Origin of the sequence: Ruegeria lacuscaerulensis (assembly GCF_013034745.1) — a bacterium.
In the GTDB taxonomy this organism is placed as follows: Bacteria; Pseudomonadota; Alphaproteobacteria; order Rhodobacterales; family Rhodobacteraceae; genus Ruegeria; species Ruegeria lacuscaerulensis_B.
Genome location: NZ_WQGP01000005.1, coordinates 128110 through 145498, shown reverse-complemented (window position 1 = coordinate 145498; position 17389 = coordinate 128110). Strand labels below are relative to the sequence as shown.

The 17389-nt window shown below is 58.1% G+C and carries 17 protein-coding genes; 5 read left to right on the top strand and 12 right to left on the bottom strand.

The genetic code is table 11. The features are described 5' to 3' along the window. Nucleotides 1-14: 14 nt before the first annotated feature. From GOV79_RS11700 to GOV79_RS11680, 5 genes are all read right to left on the bottom strand, one after another. Nucleotides 15-2747 (bottom strand): aminotransferase class I/II-fold pyridoxal phosphate-dependent enzyme, encoded by a 2733-nt coding sequence (locus GOV79_RS11700; RefSeq protein WP_170789908.1) that lies wholly within the window; start codon nt 2745-2747, stop codon nt 15-17. Nucleotides 2748-2791: 44 nt separating this feature from the next. Next, complete coding sequence (locus GOV79_RS11695) at nt 2792-3760, bottom strand: carbon-nitrogen hydrolase family protein (RefSeq protein ID WP_170773267.1); 969 nt, start codon at nt 3758-3760, stop codon at nt 2792-2794. A 110-nt stretch (nt 3761-3870) separates the two neighbouring features. After that, the gene (locus tag GOV79_RS11690) at nt 3871-4209 is read right to left on the bottom strand and encodes a hypothetical protein (protein ID WP_170789907.1); all 339 of its coding nucleotides are present in this window, start codon (nt 4207-4209) and stop codon (nt 3871-3873) included. A 69-nt stretch (nt 4210-4278) separates the two neighbouring features. Next, the gene (locus GOV79_RS11685; RefSeq protein WP_170789906.1) at nt 4279-4800 is read right to left on the bottom strand and encodes a VOC family protein; all 522 of its coding nucleotides are present in this window, start codon (nt 4798-4800) and stop codon (nt 4279-4281) included. 138 nt (nt 4801-4938) lie between these two features. Further along, nucleotides 4939-5505 carry a cupin domain-containing protein gene (locus GOV79_RS11680; RefSeq protein ID WP_170789905.1) on the bottom strand — a complete coding sequence of 189 codons (567 nt, stop codon included), beginning with the start codon at nt 5503-5505 and terminating at the stop codon, nt 4939-4941. Between the two features lie 149 nt (nt 5506-5654). On the opposite strand from GOV79_RS11680, the gene GOV79_RS11675 reads away from it, so the two are divergent. Both GOV79_RS11675 and GOV79_RS11670 read left to right on the top strand, forming a co-directional pair. After that, nucleotides 5655-6932, top strand: coding sequence for a 4-aminobutyrate--2-oxoglutarate transaminase (locus GOV79_RS11675; protein ID WP_170789904.1), 1278 nt, complete (start codon nt 5655-5657; stop codon nt 6930-6932). A gap of 2 nt (nt 6933-6934) precedes the next feature. Continuing rightward, on the top strand, nt 6935-8410 hold the full coding sequence (locus GOV79_RS11670) for an NAD-dependent succinate-semialdehyde dehydrogenase (protein ID WP_237215846.1): 1476 nt from the start codon (nt 6935-6937) through the stop codon (nt 8408-8410). A 143-nt stretch (nt 8411-8553) separates the two neighbouring features. Here the strand turns inward: GOV79_RS11670 and GOV79_RS11665 are convergent, their stop codons facing one another. The 3 genes from GOV79_RS11665 to GOV79_RS11655 form a co-directional block, all read right to left on the bottom strand. After that, nucleotides 8554-9135, bottom strand: a complete 582-nt coding sequence (locus GOV79_RS11665) for a VOC family protein (protein WP_170773595.1) — start codon at nt 9133-9135, stop codon at nt 8554-8556. 211 nt (nt 9136-9346) lie between these two features. Then, nucleotides 9347-10144: a hypothetical protein gene (locus GOV79_RS11660; RefSeq protein ID WP_170789903.1), complete on the bottom strand. Its 798-nt coding sequence runs from the start codon at nt 10142-10144 to the stop codon at nt 9347-9349. 82 nt (nt 10145-10226) lie between these two features. After that, entirely contained in the window at nt 10227-10994 is a 768-nt protein-coding gene (locus GOV79_RS11655; RefSeq protein WP_269150133.1) for a helix-turn-helix domain-containing protein, read from the bottom strand. 103 nt (nt 10995-11097) lie between these two features. Here GOV79_RS11655 and GOV79_RS11650 point away from each other — a divergent pair, with 103 nt between their 5' ends. Beyond that, nucleotides 11098-11517, top strand: coding sequence for a hypothetical protein (locus GOV79_RS11650; RefSeq protein WP_170773252.1), 420 nt, complete (start codon nt 11098-11100; stop codon nt 11515-11517). 370 nt (nt 11518-11887) lie between these two features. Here the strand turns inward: GOV79_RS11650 and GOV79_RS11645 are convergent, their stop codons facing one another. Beyond that, complete coding sequence (locus tag GOV79_RS11645) at nt 11888-13579, bottom strand: sulfatase-like hydrolase/transferase (protein WP_170789901.1); 1692 nt, start codon at nt 13577-13579, stop codon at nt 11888-11890. 61 nt (nt 13580-13640) lie between these two features. Next, nucleotides 13641-13919, bottom strand: coding sequence for a hypothetical protein (locus GOV79_RS11640; protein ID WP_170789900.1), 279 nt, complete (start codon nt 13917-13919; stop codon nt 13641-13643). A gap of 120 nt (nt 13920-14039) precedes the next feature. Here GOV79_RS11640 and GOV79_RS11635 point away from each other — a divergent pair, with 120 nt between their 5' ends. Together GOV79_RS11635 and GOV79_RS11630 are read left to right on the top strand one after the other, a co-directional pair. Continuing rightward, nucleotides 14040-14441 carry a helix-turn-helix domain-containing protein gene (locus GOV79_RS11635; RefSeq protein WP_170789899.1) on the top strand — a complete coding sequence of 134 codons (402 nt, stop codon included), beginning with the start codon at nt 14040-14042 and terminating at the stop codon, nt 14439-14441. A gap of 30 nt (nt 14442-14471) precedes the next feature. Continuing rightward, a complete protein-coding gene (locus tag GOV79_RS11630; RefSeq protein WP_170789898.1) occupies nt 14472-15404 on the top strand; it encodes a tetratricopeptide repeat protein in 933 nt (310 codons plus the stop codon). A gap of 43 nt (nt 15405-15447) precedes the next feature. On the opposite strand, the gene arcC is transcribed toward GOV79_RS11630, so the two are convergent. Beyond that, a complete protein-coding gene (gene arcC, locus GOV79_RS11625; RefSeq protein ID WP_170789897.1) occupies nt 15448-16377 on the bottom strand; it encodes a carbamate kinase in 930 nt (309 codons plus the stop codon). 3 nt (nt 16378-16380) lie between these two features. Then, nucleotides 16381-17382, bottom strand: coding sequence for an ornithine carbamoyltransferase (argF, locus tag GOV79_RS11620; protein WP_170785704.1), 1002 nt, complete (start codon nt 17380-17382; stop codon nt 16381-16383). Nucleotides 17383-17389: the final 7 nt, after the last annotated feature.

The window sequence follows — 17389 nt, the reverse complement described above, 5'->3', positions numbered from 1 at the left end:
GTCCTCCCAGTCCCTTATGTTTTCTTGACTGATTTCAAAGCGTCTTCGGTAAAAACGCGCAGGCCCAGATCGGCGCGGAAACCGTGGATCTCCGACACGTCCAGTTCCTGCATGAATTTAAGAATTTCCGGGCTGATCACCTGCCCCGGTACCAGAATAGGAAAGCCGGGCGGGTACGGGATCACGAAGGTGGCCGAGACCATTTCTTCGCCCGCCTCCAGCCGGTCCAGCATGTCATGATCGGGTTCCACGTAGTCACAATTGTCCTCGTCATAGGACAGGAAGAACGCGGTGCGGATATCGCCCGCTTCGGTGCCTTCAACACAGCGGAACGCATCATGGAAGCGGCTGAAGTCGGGCAGTGGCGGGACGTGTTCGCTCAGGTTGCGGACACGCTTGTCGAAGGCGCGCTTTTCCATCTTGGACGCATCGTCCATCAGATCGTCCAGCTCCTTGGCGATCTCGACCAGCACCTCGATCAGATAGGCGACCGAGCTGCGCGTGGTGCCGATATTGGTCATGAACAGCACGGTATTGCGCGAGGTCTTGTTGATCTGGATGCCGTATTTGTCCATCAGGATCTTGGTCTTGAACGTATCACCGTCCCAGCCCGTTGCGCCCACATGCAGCGTAATCCGGGTGGCATCCAGAACAAATTCATCCTTCGCCCAGCAATCCCAAACGTCCGCCCAGCCCTGATCGGGATCGAAATAGCTGCTCATACCGCTTTCGCGGTACTCCTCGGGGATCATGTCGCCCGCCGTGACCAGTTTGAAGTATTTCTTCAGCAGCGGATGCGTCGTGACCGCCCGGCGGATCGCCATGGCGCTTTCGACCTGACGCTGGACGAACTCATAACCTTCGATCTCGACCTGCCTGCGGCCAACATCCAACGAAGCGATGATCTGATAGTTGGGCGAGGTCGAGGTGTGCGTCATGTAGGCTTCGTGAAACGCTTCTTCCACAGCGCCTTTGAACTGTTGGTCGTAGACGTGGATCATCGAGCCCTGCCGCAGCGCGGTCAGCGTCTTGTGTGTGGATTGCGTGGCATAGACACGCACCCGTGCGTCCGGCGGGGCGATCAGACGGGTGTTCAGCAGGGTCTCATCATCCGCGCCCTCCAGCTCGACCTGTTGGGCTGCATAGGCTTCGGAATGGTCTGCGGAGCGGAACTGTTCGCGCAGGATATTGGCCGAGCGCATCGCCGTTCGCACGCGCGTGTTGGGTGCGAAACGGGCATAACCGAACCAGGCTTCATCCCACAGGAACACAAGGTCTTTCTTGATCGCCAGACATTCCTGCATCACCCGCTGAACGTTGTAGACGATGCCATCAAAGGTGCAGTTGGTCAGCAGCACCATGCGCACCTGATCCAGCTTGCCCTCGGCTTTCAGGGCCAGCAGCTTGTGCTTGATCTCGCGGATCGGCACCGCACCGTACATCGAATAGTCGTGCAGAGGGTAGCTGTCCATATAGACTACGCTCGCCCCCGCCAGCACCATGCCGTAATGGTGCGATTTGTGGCAGTCACGGTCGACCAGAACGATATCGCCAGGGCGTACCAGCGCCTGCACCACGATCTTGTTGCAGGTCGAGGTACCGTTGGTAGCAAAGAAGGTCTGTTTTGATCCGAACGCACGGGCGGCGGCCTCTTGCGCTTCCTTGATGGGGCCGCGTGGCTCCAGCAGAGAATCCAGCCCGCCCGATGTGGCCGAGGTTTCGGCCATAAAGATGTTCGACCCGTAGAACGCCCCCATATCCTGAATCCAATGGCTACGGCTGATCGACTTGCCGCGGCTGATCGGCATGGCGTGGAAAACGCCGGTGGGTTGCTTGGAATATTCTTTCAGCGCGGTGAAGAACGGGGTTTTGAACCGCCGCTGCACCCCGCGCAGGATGTTCAGATGCAGTTCCAGAAAATCTTCCTGATTATAGAACACCCGCCGGCACAGGCCCAGATCAAGCCCGGCGATATCCTCGGCCGAGCGGTCGGTGATCAGATAGGCATCCAGCTCAGGGCGCAGCATTCCAATCCGGCGACAGGTTTCCGGCCCGTATTCCGAAGGGGACAGCGCATCAAGATCTGCGCCTTCGCCGTAAAGGCTGATATAGCGCCCCAACACGTTGGTTTCGTTCTTGGACTTCAGGCTCAGACCCGGACGAACGATCACGGCCTGCACATTCTGGTTGAACAGAACGCCAATCAGCGCATCCTCGACGCTGGGCACCACGACGGTCTCATAAATGAACGGGTCTTCGCTGCGGCGCATCCGTTGCAGGCTGGATTGCAGGAACCGTTCCTGATGTTCGTTGACATTGTCGACGATCATTACCTCGAAATAGGGTCGCCCCAGCGCACGAGCTTCGTGGCTTTGAGCCGCTTCATCCTCGAACTCGTCGCCCTCGGTCTCATCCGCGATCAGAGGGATCGAGCGACGCCGATACGCCCCCGATGTCAGCGCGCGCGAGACCCGGCGCACGGCGGTCGAGAAATCGCCGAAATTGCCGTGGTCCAGCAGCCTGCGCAAATAGTCAAACGCCGACGCGCCAGGAAACGCGAAATAAACCTCGATAGGGGCCAGTGCCTGAAGCAGACGGCGCGCCCTGTCCCGATCAGAGTCACCGGCGTTTTGATCCAGAGATTCGGCTGTTTCCCGCAGCGCGCTCCACCTGTCCGCCCGCAATTGCGAGGCGCTGTAATAGTCCGAGATGGTGTGGAGCTTTTCGCTGTCGGATAAGCCGTGCATGAGATCAATGTCCTTTCTGCAATTCCCGAAAAGCTGCGCTGGTATCAGTCTGTGCCTGAGCGCCCTTTGTAGAGATAAAGATTATCGGGCTTGGTCGAGGTATCTTCGTTGTATCCCAGCGCTGTTCTGGGGTCGGAAGCGGCAACACCGGCAACATCGCCCTTTTGCGGGATGCGCAGCGGCCCCAGCGTGTGCAAATAGGCATCTGCTCCGCTGGCCCGGTCATAAACCGGGAAATCCGCCTCGCGGTCGCGGAAGCTTTTGAGGACCTGACCCAGACCTTTCAGCCCGACCTCGCGCTGGCGGCGGACCTGATCCAAATCGATCTCGATGGGGAAGATGTCCTCTTGCCCCGCCGATTGGTGCAGCACCGTGGCCGAGGGATCAACCACCAGCGACCGCCCCACCCCGCCAGCGGCCAGACCGTTCACGTCGAACACGTAACACTGGAACTGCGCCGCGGTGGCCTTTGCAATCGACAATTCGGCCTCACGGTCAGTGGTGCCGGTCAACACCGGATGCAGCAGAACCTCGACCCCCTGGCTGGTCAGGTGGCGAGTGGTTTCGGGGAACCAGATGTCATAGCAGATCGACAGGCCGAACCGACCCACATCCGGGACGTCAAAAATGCAGAATTCCGTGCCGGATGAAATGCTCTGTTCGTAGGGTTTGAACGGGAACATCTTCGAGTATTTCGAAACGATCTCACCCTCGGGGTTGATCACCACCGAGGTGTTGAAAATCCGCCCGTCCTCGCGCTTTTCGAACATCGAGCCGGGGATCAGCCAAATTCCATAGCGACGCGCAGCGTCCTGAAAACGCGACAGATCGTCATTGGGAAAAGGCTGGGCAAACCGGTCGAGCGGACCATAGGGGGCCAACTCGCTGAACAGCGCCATCTGGGTCCAGGGAAACCGCGCCATCATGATGTCGATCCGGTGCAGCATCGCATCTACATTCGACTGCAACGCGCCCACATGCATCTGAATTCCGGTTATCGCAAAAGGGGTCATCTTGTTTGTCTCTTCTTCTTGCCGATTGCGACCGCCGAGGTGGTCCGGCGTTCTTCATCGGAACATGAAAGCACGGATTGGTGCAAGCCCACGATCCGCAAGGGGGTGATTTAGTCGGCCTCCTCCTCGCCGGGGGATTCCACAAAGTCGATATCGTTGCGCACCCAAAAGAACCGGAACCCGCAACTACGCAGCCATTTCTCCAACCGGTCCAGACTGGACCATTCCCGCCGCAGACCGCGCGTGGATTCCACCAGCGCCCACTGACCGTCGACCAAAAAATAGACCGTCCAGGTGTTGGGATGCGCCGAGTGGTTGGCAAAGCCGCCGCTAACTACCTCGCGCGCAGTGCGCACGGCGACAGGATAGTCTCCGATCCGGTTCTCAGCGGCAAGGATGGCCAAGTCGTTCTGGCGGATCGTGAAAGTGGGAAAGGGAACGTCGTTCATGATTAGCCTGTTAATGAACACACCCATTCCGGCACCCCACGATCCGTCTGTAGATCAGCATATGACGGATCACGCGGCCACGGTCTGGTTTGCCGGCTCAGTGGTCTCGACCACAGCTTCAGCATCCTGATCCTGAATGGCGCGGAACAGGGCCCTGCGGCGCTCGCTGATATCTTCAGACTTCAGATTTTCGATCCGCGTCGCCAGTGTCCAGATATGGCCAAACGGGTCGGCAACCGTGGCGCAACGTTCGCCCCAATAGGTGTCGATTGCCTCGGCCATCAGGGTTGCGCCGTTTTCCAAAGCGGCCTCCAGCGCGGCATCCGCGTCTTCGACATACATGTGGTGGCCCACCGGGGTAACGGTGCCCGCAACTGTCGGAACATGTGCGCCCCAACCCGCAGTGACGAACAGCATCGAGTTGCCGATCTTGATGGCGGCAAAGCCGGGGGCCTCATCCGCGTCAAAGGCCTGAATCTTGGCGTCAAAGGCTTTTTCGTAAAATGCCAGCGCCGCGGGCACGTCCGCAACAGCCAGCGATGCCGTGCAGGTGCGATAGCCGCGAGGTAGGGTGGCAGGCTTCTTTTTCATATCTCAAATCTCCGAATTGGGCGGGGGAGCGCCCGATGAGACATGCGGGAAAATCCCGCACTATGAATCATACTGTGGATCAACTGGTCATTCATTGCAACACTATGGTTCATAGTGCGGATGCATCCGCGATGACGGTCAGAAAGTCGGCGGGGTACAGGCGCTGACGATCCGGCATTTTTCCGGTCCAACCTGACGGAACCGGTGCGGGGTGCGGCTGTCGAAATAATAGGCGTCCCCCGGCCCTAGCACCTTGCGTTGATCGCCCACCGTAACCTCGACCCGACCCGAAATCACCACGCCGCCCTCTTCGGCCTCGTGGCCATACATTACACGTCCGGTATCCGCGCCCAGATCATAGGTTTCCTGCAAGATCATCATCGCGCGCCCGTGCAAGTTCGATCCCACCTGCCGCAGCGACAGCCCGCCCTTGCCGATCTCGGTCAGGTCTTCTGCAGCATAGAACACGGTCTGCTCGGCCTCGATCTCGAACGAGAAAAAGTCGGACATGCCAATCGGAATACCCTGCAAAATCCGCCGCAACGCTCCGACCGAGGGGTTCATCTTGCCCGACTCGATCAGCGAGATGGTCGAGTTCGGCACATCCGACTTTTTGGCCAACGCCCGCTGTGACAGACCCGCGCGTTCACGCAGGGCGCGCAGGCGCAATCCAAGGGTCAGATCATCCTGATTGGCGTTCTTCATGTTCACTATCCGCATCACTTGAGGGGTGCAGGGACCGTAAATCAAGGGCTTATGGTTGGCAAGAAACAGGCTTTCGCTCAAACCTGTGGCTACTACAGTCACGCGATCAGATTTACGGGCGCGCGCCCGACAACCCGAAAGGACGCAATATGCTGAATGCTCAGATTGCTGAACGCCGCAACACATCGATCGCGCAAGGCGTGGGAATGCAGACGCAGGTCTATGTGGACCGCGCTGCGAACTCCGAGGTGTGGGACGTCGAAGGCAAGCGTTACATCGATTTCGCCGCAGGCATAGCCGTTGTGAATACCGGGCATTGCCACCCCAAGGTTATGGAGGCGGTCACGACGCAGGCCGCGAACTTTACTCATACCTGCCATCAGGTTCTGCCTTACGAAAACTACATCCGTCTGGCCGAGCGTCTGAACGAAAAGGTGCCGGGTGATTTCACCAAGAAGACCGTCTTTGTGACCACCGGTGCCGAAGCGGTGGAGAACGCCGTAAAAATCGCCCGTGCAGCCACCGGCCGCCCCGCCGTGATCGCCTTTGGTGGCGGCTTCCATGGCCGCACCTTCATGGGCATGTCGCTGACCGGCAAGGTGCAGCCCTACAAGGCCGGCTTCGGCGCGATGATGCCCGACACCTATCACGTCCCTTTCCCGGTTGAGCTGCACGGCACCTCGACAGAGGATTCGCTGGGCGCGCTGACCAAACTGTTCAAGGCCGATCTGGACCCGGGCCGCGTTGCTGCCATCATCATCGAGCCGGTTCAGGGTGAAGGTGGCTTTTACCCCGCCCCGGCCGAACTGATGCGCGGCTTGCGCGCCCTGTGCGACGAACACGGCATCGTTATGATCGCAGACGAAGTGCAGACGGGTTTTGCCCGCACCGGCAATTTGTTCGCGATGGAAGCCTATGACGTGGCCGCCGACATCACCACCATGGCCAAAGGTCTGGCGGGCGGTCTGCCGTTGGCCGCAGTCACGGGTCGCGCCGACCTGATGGATGCGGCGCAACCCGGCGGTCTGGGCGGCACCTATGGCGGCAACCCGCTGGGCATCGCCGCCGCCCATGCGGTGATGGACGTGATCGAAGAAGAGGACCTGTGCGCCCGCGCAAACGAGCTGGGCTCGCGTCTGAAACAACGTCTGGAATCGATCCGCGCCCGTACACCCGAGATCGTCGACATTCGTGGCCCCGGTTTCATGATCGCGACCGAGTTCAACACCACCGACGGTAGCGCAACAAACCCCGAGATGGCCAACGCCGTGCGGGCCGAGGCGCTTAAGCGCGGATTGATCCTGCTGACATGTGGCGTATATGGGAACGTAATTCGCTTCCTCGCACCGCTGACGGTGCAGGACGAGATCTTCGCCGAGGCGATGGATATCCTCGAAGCCTCGGTCGACGCTGCCAAAGGAGCCTGAACATGCTGGATACCAAAGTGACCAAGCTGGAGCTGAAAGATCCCAGCCTTCTGGAAACCCGCGCCTATATCAACGGCACATGGGTTGAGGGTGAAGCGACCTTTCCCGTTTACAACCCTGCAACCGGCGATCTGATCGCCAATGTGACCGATGTCAGCATCGAAGGCACCGCGCGAACCGTGGACGCGGCCTATGCGGCAAAGAAAGAATGGGCCGCGCAAACCGGCAAGGAGCGCGCCGCAATCCTGCGCAAATGGTTCGATCTGATGGTGGAAAACGCCGACGATCTAGCCACGATCCTGACCGCCGAGATGGGCAAACCCTGGGCCGAAGCGCGGGGCGAGATCCTGTACGGGGCGTCTTTCATCGAGTGGTTCTCGGAAGAGGCCAAGCGGGTCTACGGCGACGTCATCCCCGGCCATCAGCGTGACAAACGCATTGTCGTTCTGAAACAGCCTGTGGGCGTGGTCGGTTCGATCACCCCGTGGAACTTTCCCAACGCCATGATTGCCCGCAAGGTTGGTCCGGCACTGGCTGTAGGCTGTACCTTTGTGGCCCGTCCGGCAACGCTGACGCCTCTGTCTGCGCTGGCGATGGCTGTTCTGGGCGAACGTGCGGGCATCCCGGCAGGTGTGTTCAACGTCATCCCCGGCACTGACAGCTCGGGCGTGGGCAATGAGATGTGCACCAATGACAAGGTGGCCAAGATCACCTTCACCGGGTCGACCCGTGTTGGCCAGATCCTGATGCGGCAGGCGGCAGGCACGATCAAAAAGATGAGCCTCGAACTGGGTGGCAACGCGCCGTTCATAGTGTTCGACGACGCCGACGTGGACGCTGCCGTAGATGGCGCAATGATCGCCAAATTCCGCAACAACGGCCAAACCTGCGTCTGCGCCAACCGCATCTATGTGCAGGCGGGCGTCTATGACGAATTCGCCGCCAAGCTGGCCGAGAAGACCAAAGCCCTGAACGTGGGCGACGGTTTCGGTGACGGTGTCACCACCGGCCCGCTGATCAATGACGCGGCCGTCGCCAAGGTCGAGGAACATATCTCGGACGCGGTGTCCAAGGGCGCAACGGTCACGCTGGGCGGCAAACGCTCGGACCTTGGCGGCACGTTCTTTGAACCCACCGTTCTGACCGGTGTGACCCGCGACATGGTGGTCGCAAAGGATGAAACCTTCGGCCCTGTCGCGCCCCTGTTCAAGTTCGAGGACGAGGACGACGTCGTCGCCATGGCCAACGACAGCGAATTCGGTCTGGCCTCGTATTTCTACAGCCGTGATCTGGCGCGCGTCTGGCGCGTGGCCGAAGGGCTGGAATCGGGCATGGTGGGCATCAATACCGGTCTGATCTCGACCGAGGTCGCGCCCTTCGGCGGTGTCAAACAATCCGGTCTGGGCCGTGAAGGCTCGAAATACGGGACCGAGGATTTCCTCGAGATCAAATACCTCTGCATGGGCGAGATTTCCTGACCTTATCGGGCAGGATCTGACCCCGCGGCACCAAAGAAAAGACCGGGCTTCAACGCAAGCCCGGTCTTTTCTTTCCAATTCTGGCGGCTTCAGAACCCTACCGGATCACCGCCTCACTCTTTAGTGCGAAAAGCCAAAGATCTTCAGTATCCCTTGCGCACAGAGCGATCCGCCGACAGCGAATTTTGACTCTGTTCAACCAGCATTTCGATTGCATCTGCCAGATGTTCCCGGTTGATGTGATGATCCCCGCGCGCGACGCGAAGTTTATGCGCTTTTAGCAGTACATCAGCATGGCGACAGCCTTCGGGCGGTTCGAACCTATAGCTTGCAATTTCAAGCCGGAGCCCCAGCGGATCGCGGAAATAGATCGAATCCATGAAGCCCCGATCGACGGGACCCGTGTTATCAACGCCCCGCGCATCCAAACGCGCTGCCACTTGCCAGAATGTGGCTTGGCTGACGTTGAACGCGAGATGATGCAAAGACCCGATGGCCTCTGGTACAGGGGTCGCATCCGGTTTCCGGTCTTCATTGGTAAAAATTGTGATGAGGCGCCCATCGCCGGGGTCAAAATACAGATGCCCCTCGTTAGGGTTGTCGAGGTTCGGCTGATCAAAAATGAACGGCATTCCCAGAACCCCTTCCCAGAAATCAATCGACGTCTGTCGGTCCGCTCCGTTGATTGTGATGTGGTGCACGCCCTGCGTTTGAATTTTCTTAATCTGATTGGACTTTGACATTTTGCGACTCCGGGGTTTGTTCACTCAGGCCCGACCTGTCGGGTTTGATTTCTGCTGCATCACAGGTGCGGGCCCAAGGTTCATAAGCTTTGCCAGTGCAACAATTTTGCGCCCCACATTGGTTTTCAAAAACGTTTCAGCCGGGCCCTTTCACGTGTTGGTGACAGAATACAGCATTTCCCTTTTGCACGGCTCATTTGGTCAACCGGTCTTCTGCGAAAAGCTTAGGGTCAATGATCGCGACAATGTCGCTGCCGCTGTCCTGCAATCCAAGCCTTTCACACAAACAGGCAGACGCAACATTGCCGGGCGCAATGCCCGTCTTGAACCCCGCAGCGCCAAGCTGTTCATGAGAGTGTATCAGAGCCATTGCCCCCAAGATTGTCGCAATCCCCTCGCCCATACGCTCGGGTTTGGTCGAAAGCTGACCCCATTGCGCGCGACGATGCAACGGGCTGCTGGGTGGATGACACAGAACCGAGCCCGCGGTTGCGACCGGTGTACCCGACCTGTCAACGGCGACCATGGCAAACCCGGGCCGGGACACTCCACGCATAACCGGTCCGATCGGCGGCAAAACTCCGTGGCTCAATGCAACTTCGGCAAAAGCTTCCAGCCATTCCGGCGGAGAGTCGCGATCAATCACGCGCACGGTCAAATCCTCGGGCAGCGTCCGCGTCTCGACAACGTGGCGCGCGATGTCAACGCAATTCAGACCTCCCAGATAGCAGGCTATCGTATCTGTTTTGAAACCCTGGCTTTCAATTTTTGCCAGCGTTTTCGCAACCTCAGGACGTGGTATGCTCTCTATCGCGGTCACGCCAAGGATCCGGGCCATTGCATAGGCATCATCCAATGCCTCGCTATACTCATTGGAAACCTGAATACCCCGCCCATGGCTACAGAACCGAGGGTCGTCCCCCAGCAGATGCAAAAGATGCTCGCCCGTGGTGGACATTTGTCGCTGGGCTTCACTACCAAACACTTCCATCGGTTTTCCTTCAGGGCACCCCATGACAGTGAACCGATGATCATTTGATCAGGGGTGCGCCGTCAAGACGCTCGACCGTATTCTACCCGCCATGTCTCGGACTTGAGATTTCCCTCAGAAAACTTGCGCTTGCTTCGTCGGATGGAAAGAACAGTTCGATCTTCAAGTCATCCAGAGTGACATCCGTCACTGTGCTGAATTGCGCAACAGTCCCAAACATCGACACCCGTTGCTCCCCAAAACGATAGATCGCCGGAACCGTTGGACCGGGAACCATATCCCTGTGGATGCTTGCATAGGGCGCAAGCGCCTTGGCCGCAGCGTCCAATTCGGGCAACCCGCCAGCATTCGCGCTTTCCGAGCGCAAACGCAGCATTGTATGATGCGCAACCTCGGGCCAGTTTTCTACTAGCTCGGCCATGACCGGGCTTGTAACAAGCGCCAACAGGCTTTGCCCGGTTTCGATCCCAAGCGGTGTAAACAGAAGCTCGGCCGCTTTGTTCAATCTGACGATCCTCCAAACCCGATCCAACACCATCCCCGGATAGGGGTCATGCTGTTTCAGTGTCCATTCTACGGCATCGCGGATCGGGGCCATGGCGGCGTCGTCAAAGGGTGTTTTGGCAAAGCGGGCGGCAAAACCTTCTGCCTGCAGCATCTGGTTTCTGGCGTCGACAGGTACATCCATAACGTCCGAAAGATGAAGGATCATATCTGGGCTGGGCCGGGACCGACCGGTTTCGAGAAAGGATATATGTCGCGCACTGACATTGGCTTCGGTCGCCAGGTCAAGCTGGCTCATCCGCCGAAGCTTCCGCCATTCTTTCAGCAAACTGGAATACGGGGTCATGGTGCCACCTTAGTGACCCTGCAGGTAGAAATCACTTACCTCTGACGTAATTGATCTCGACCCGCCCCGACCGCATGAAGGACACCATCGAAAGGAGGGCGTCATGACCCCACAACACATCGCAATGCGACGGTCGGGCACGGCATTGGTCGCCACCGGAGTTCTATTTACATTGACCGCACTGCCTGCCTTGCACAGTCTGGCGCATATTTTTCTGACAGTGGCGTATTGGCCGATCCACTCGGTTGCAGCCGATATCACCGTCCCAGCGCCATTGTTGCTTGCAATTGTTGGCGGTCTGACGGCCGGGCTAGGCGCGATGCAATGGGCGTTGGGAACCTACGTTGTGCCGATATCCCCTGCCGCCGCAGCCAAAGTGGCACAGATCACCGCATGGGTCTGGTTTTGCACCGACAGCACTGGCTCGGTCTTGGTCGGAGCGCCCTTAAACGTTGCCCTCAACATTTCCTTCCTGCTGTTGATCCTCTGGTCCAGCCGACCGCAACCAGATGAAAATCCTTGAGGATCTGACGTTTTCGATCACCCAGCGATGGGTTCAATCTCGAATTGTCGAGGCCCGCTGCAAGCAACGGGCACGACGTCAGGGTTTTCAAAATCCATATCGACGGACACACAAATACAAATTCACCAGAGTTAAGTTGGAAATAGCCGGGTGGGATACAAAAAGTACTGGGTCAGCACAAAGGTGCCCTGCAACATGCCTGTAAAATCTCACTCGATGAAACTGATGACTGATTTCAGCAAGCGCCGGATGATCGTTTATAAAAAGCGATAGAACTCCAGGGGTGCTGAGTTGCAAAATCACGTTGAGAAACCTGTTTCCAGCTTGAAAAGGTCAGAGCCCCAAGGGGCTCTGACCCGTACCAGCGGCGTTACATGTCACTATCCGAGAACGGACGCGGACAGTTGTTGATCTGCTCGGGCGTGAAGGGCAAATTCTCGACCTCGACTGGAGCGGTATAAAGCTGCCGCGTCTCGGGCCGTTCGTTTGCGATACCCGTCAGGGCAGGCCCCGGAGTTGGATCGGGACGGTTCGGATATTGGTCCATCCACAGCTCGTGCCGAGCGCGTTGGCGATTGAACATCGACTTGATGTGGAACTGCTCGATTATCTCGCCGGTTTTCTCGCGCGGGTCGGTATAGAGATCATAGAACTCGTTCTTCGACAGGCCGGGAGTTGCGTTTTTCCAATCCCGCTTGAACCGGCCCTTGACGCCAGCCGACAGGTTGGGACCCTGATAGATCATGACATAGTCGCGGCGGCTGAAGCCGTCTCCGTTCAGCAACAGCGAGGTCTGATCGACACCGTCGATCACCCGGTCGGTTGGGATGGCATCCATCGCACCTCCAAGGCGCGCGAAGGTGGTGAAAAGGTCGCTGACATGCAAGATGTCCCCCACGATCTGATCGGGCTCAATCACACCCGGCCACTTCGCGATTGCCGGAACCCGCACACCGCCTTCGGTAAAGTCACCCTTACCGCCTGTATACAGCGTCTCGACCATGCCACGCGGCCCGTAGTGAATGAATGGACCATTGTCGGCCATCACGATCACCAGCGTGTTTTCAGCGATGCCCTTGGCCTCGAGATAGTCAAACAACTCTCCCACGAATTGATCGATTGCAACCAGACCTTCTTGCGCAAGGTTCTTGTTGGCCGTGTCTTTCTGCGTCTTGCGCGGATCAGGAAAAAATGCCGCCAGGATCGGGTGATAAGCGATGAAAAAAGGCTTTTGCTCCTCGACACTCTTGTCGATGAACGCCAGTGTCCGGCGCTGCGCTTCTGTTTCGATATCCCAATAGTTCTCGATATTGGGCGGCGGGCCCCATTCCAGCGTCTCGCCGCCTTTGGTTCCCTCAAGCGTCCAGACCTGACCCAACGGCTGCCAGGAGTTGTCGATGTCATATTTGTCTTCACCATAGAAGTCCGGATAGAGGCCGGTGATCACGTTGCCGACCTCGGCCTGCGGTATCCACATCGACGGAACCTGATTGTAGGGGGTAAACAAGGCCTCGTCATAACCCTGGTTGTGGGCGTATGAGAACTCGGTATCCCCCAGGTGCCACTTGCCGTAAAACGCGGTGTTGTACCCGGCACCCGAGAGGACCTCGGCAATGGTCACCTCCTCAGCATCCATGCCTGAATATTCAACGGGGAAGGACACTGTGTGCATCCCGCTGCGCACGGCGTAGCGACCGGTCTGAAATGCTGCCCGCGTGGGGGTGCAAGCGGGTTCGGTATACATGCGCATGAAGTTGATCCCTTCATCCGCCATCTGGTTCATATTGGGGGTCTCGAACCCACGCACGGCCTGAATTTCGGGGATGCCAACCTCGCCCACGGCGGTGTCGTCCCACATGATGTGGATGATGTTGGGTTTGGTGCCGTGTTCAGCCGCAAGCGCATCGAGTTTTTCCTGAAGCGCGGCATCTTCGGTCGCCCACCGCTCGCCGTGCTGAGCATGAAGGATGTAATGTTCGGCGTCGTGGATGATGGGCTGAGCCGCCACATCCGACGAAAGCACAGCTGCCGCTGCGCCACAGATTGCCAGACTAAATTTCATTTCAATTTCCCTTTCCTCTATGCTGTTTCCAATAAGTTGATCGGATCCGCGCGGCTGGCGTTCAGCCCCCAAGATTGCGTTCAAGTACGGTTTCGATTTCGCGGACCAGCCCCTGCAGGCTTTCAAGCAGAAGGTCGCGTTCGGCCTGTGTTCCCGGATGCGAGCTGGGACGGCATCGGATCAGAGCGTTCAGGTCACCGGCCAGCAGCTCGTAGTCGCGGCAGATTTCGGCGAAAACTACGTTGGATTGCCGAAGCTGCGTGATAAGCACCTGCCGGTCCGGCAGGTACAATTCGACCGTCGAAGGGTATAGTTCCGATCTGTCAATATGCAGAGCCATGCATGGCAGCATGAGCGCGGTTGAAAGGACCCGATAGGGGTTATACGGTGAAATACGACGTGAAGCCGTGACTTCATACCGGTTTAGAAACTTGTTTTTGTTGACTTAAGCGACTCTGAGATGAGCGGCGCATCGAATATGGAAAAGCGTGACGAGCCTTTGACCGAAGCCCAGATCCGAGAGGCGTTGTCCAGAGTTCTCAACAGCCCGCAGTTGTCAGCCTCGGCGCGGTTGCAGGACTTTCTGACTTACGTTGTCGACGAAAGCCTGCACGGTCGGGGGCAAGCCATTGTCGGCAAAATTATCGCGCAGGATGTTTATGGGCGCGACCCCACCAAGGGCAGCGACAACGTTGTTCGGGTTGATGCGCGTAGGTTGCGACGGGCGCTCGCGGAATATTATGGCGCGGATGGTGCGGATGACCCAGTGCTTATCCATATCGACAAAGGCCACTATACGCCGCGGTTCGAAGCACGGTCGCAGGCAGATCGGCCAGGACCACAACATGCGCGTGCTCAGTGAAGACGAATGCCCGCGCTCTGGCCCATTCTGATGGTCGGCGCGATCGTCAGTTTGGCAGTTGTATTCTGGATGTCTTTTAAGGAAACGCCGCAACCCTCAGAAACAGAAAACACAAGCAATGCTGCGCAGGAACGGCTGGCTCTGGCGGCAAAATCAATGGCAACATTGCAGGCTGCCAACATGTCGCAAAAGGCCAGCGAACTTTTGTTTCCCATAGCGGATACAGATCATCAGAATTCGGCCACGCAAATGTTCAAAGAGGCCATCCGCATCGATCCCGAGTATTCAGGCGGCTATGCAGGTGCCGCGCACAGCCTGTCAACTCTGGCTATTCTGTCCCCGGATGAAACCCGGCGGCAGGCGATGCTTCGCGAAGCGTCGCAGATGTCGCAAAAGGCGGTCGATCTTGACCCGACGAATGGGTGGTCAATCTCGTCTCAAGCATGGCTGGCTTTTGCTTCGGGTGACTTGGAAACCGCAAAAGAATTAGCGGATCGGGCTTTCAAACTCAGTGACATGGATGCGCGGGTTTTGGATTTCAGCACGGTGATCTTTTTACTGACAGGTGATTTTAAATCCGCTCAGATGATTTCTGACCCGGAACAGCCACGCAGAGCTGCGGCATTGCATCACGCACATCGAAACATTTTTGGCGTCGCGAGTTTCCATTTGGGCAACTACGAAGCCGCTATCTCGGCCTTTGATACGGCCATTGCTTCCGGAGGTCCCGTCAGTGAGTTGACACTGCTTTTCAAAGCCGCCTCCTATCAAGCTGATGGTCAGACAGATATGGCAAAAGTGCTTCTTTCAGAACTGGCACAGATTTGGCCCGATTTTCATCCTTCTGTCGCGCTGAACGGGCTATACATCAATCCCGATCACGCGAGCGCTGTGCTGTCGCAATTGAAAGCCGCGGGTTGGCAAGAAAACCCGAATGTGCCGAAACACTCGGACGCCAATTGACGGGCACGACGGCCCGTTCTGCTTTGCTTGCGACGTCTCCCTGTTAGTGAAACACGGTTTCACCAGCGTCGTCGCGGATGGTCGTTCCCTTGGTACCGGCCGCGATCCCAGCCAGATCAGCCAGGGCGCCGATGGCGGCGGATTTGCCGGTCAAGCGGGCGAACTGAACCGCGGCATCCACCTTGGGACCCATCGAGCCTGCGGCGAAATCATAGGCGTCGATCGCATCAGGTGTTGCCGTCTTGATGCCACGTTGATCATCAGTGCCCCAGTCCAAATAGACGCTGTCCGCATCGGTGGCTGAAATGAACAGGTCCGCCCCCACTTCGCGAGCCAGCAGTTCTGAGGCCAGATCCTTGTCGATCACCGCTTCGATCCCCTCCAGCGTACCCGCGTCGTTATAGACGGTGGGGATTCCGCCGCCACCGGCGCAGATCACCACGGTCTGTTTCTCCAACAACCATTTGATCGGCCGGATCTGGAAAATCCGCTTGGGCAGGGGTGAGGCGACCACCCGCCGCCATTTGTCGCCATCGGCACGGATGTCCCAACCCTTGTCAGAGGCCAGCCGTTCGGCCTCGGCCTTTTCATAAACAGGCCCGATGAACTTGGTCGGGTTGTCAAAGGCGGGGTCCTTGGCGTCGACCTCGATCATGGTCAGCAGCGTGGCCAGAGGGGTTTCCTGCGGCAGGCGGTTGCCCAGCTCCTGTTCGACCATATAGCCGATCATGCCTTCGGTCTCGGCCCCCAACACGTCCAGAGGGTAGGCTTCGTCCGGTTTGTAAGCATTGCCTTGCAGCGCCAGCAAGCCGACCTGTGGGCCATTGCCATGGGTCACGATCAGCTCGTTGCCTTCGGCGATGGTGGCCAGCGCCTCGGCGGCGATGGCGGTGTTTTCGCGCTGGTTCTCCGCGGTCAAGGCCTGACCGCGGCGCAGCAGCGCATTGCCCCCAAGGGCGACGACAATGCGCATGGCTCAGCTCCCTAATGTGGCGACCAGAACCGCCTTGATGGTGTGCATCCGGTTTTCCGCCTGCTCGAACTGGATCCCGGCGGGGCTTTCGAACACCTCTTCGGTCACTTCCATTTCGGTGATGCCGAATTTCTGATGGATGTCCTCGCCCACCTTGGTTTCCGTGTTGTGGAAAGCGGGCAGGCAATGCATGAATTTGACGTTCGGATTGTTCGCCGCCGCCATCAGATCGCTGTTGACCTGATAAGGTGTCAGCTCCTTGATCCGGCTTTCCCAGACCTCGGCTGCCTCACCCATCGAGACCCAGACATCGGTATGGATAAAGTCCACGCCGTCCACCGCCTCTTTCGGATCGTCGGTGATGGTCAGCTTGGCGCCATAGCGCGCGGCGGCCTCTTCGGCGGGACCTCGGAATTCGTCCGAGGGCCACAGCTCTTTCGGGGCGCCGATGCGCACGTCCATACCCATCATGCAGCCCGCGATCATCAGCGAATGACCCATGTTCGAGCGCCCGTCACCAACATAGGCATATTTGATGTCATGCAAGGGTTTTTCGCCATATTCCTGCATGGTCAAAAGGTCGGCCAGCATCTGGGTCGGGTGGAACTCATCCGTCAGGCCGTTATAGACGGGCACACCCGCATAGTCGGACAGCGTTTCGGCCAGATTCTGACCGAAGCCACGGTATTCGATCCCGTCGAACATCCGGCCCAGCACGCGGGCGGTGTCTTTCATGCTTTCCTTATGCCCGATCTGCGACCCCGAGGGCCCAAGATAGGTGACGCCCGCGCCCTGATCCATCGCCGCTACTTCAAAGGCACACATGGTCCGGGTCGAGGTCTTTTCAAAGATCAGGCAGATATTCTTGCCCTTCAGGTGCTGAATCTCGGATCCGGCGTATTTCGCACGTTTCAGGTCGCGTGACAGGTCCAAAAGATAGCGCAGTTCGCGCTGGTTGAAGTCGAGCAGTTTGAGGAAGCTGCGGCCCTTGAGGTTAAATGCCATCGTCTTC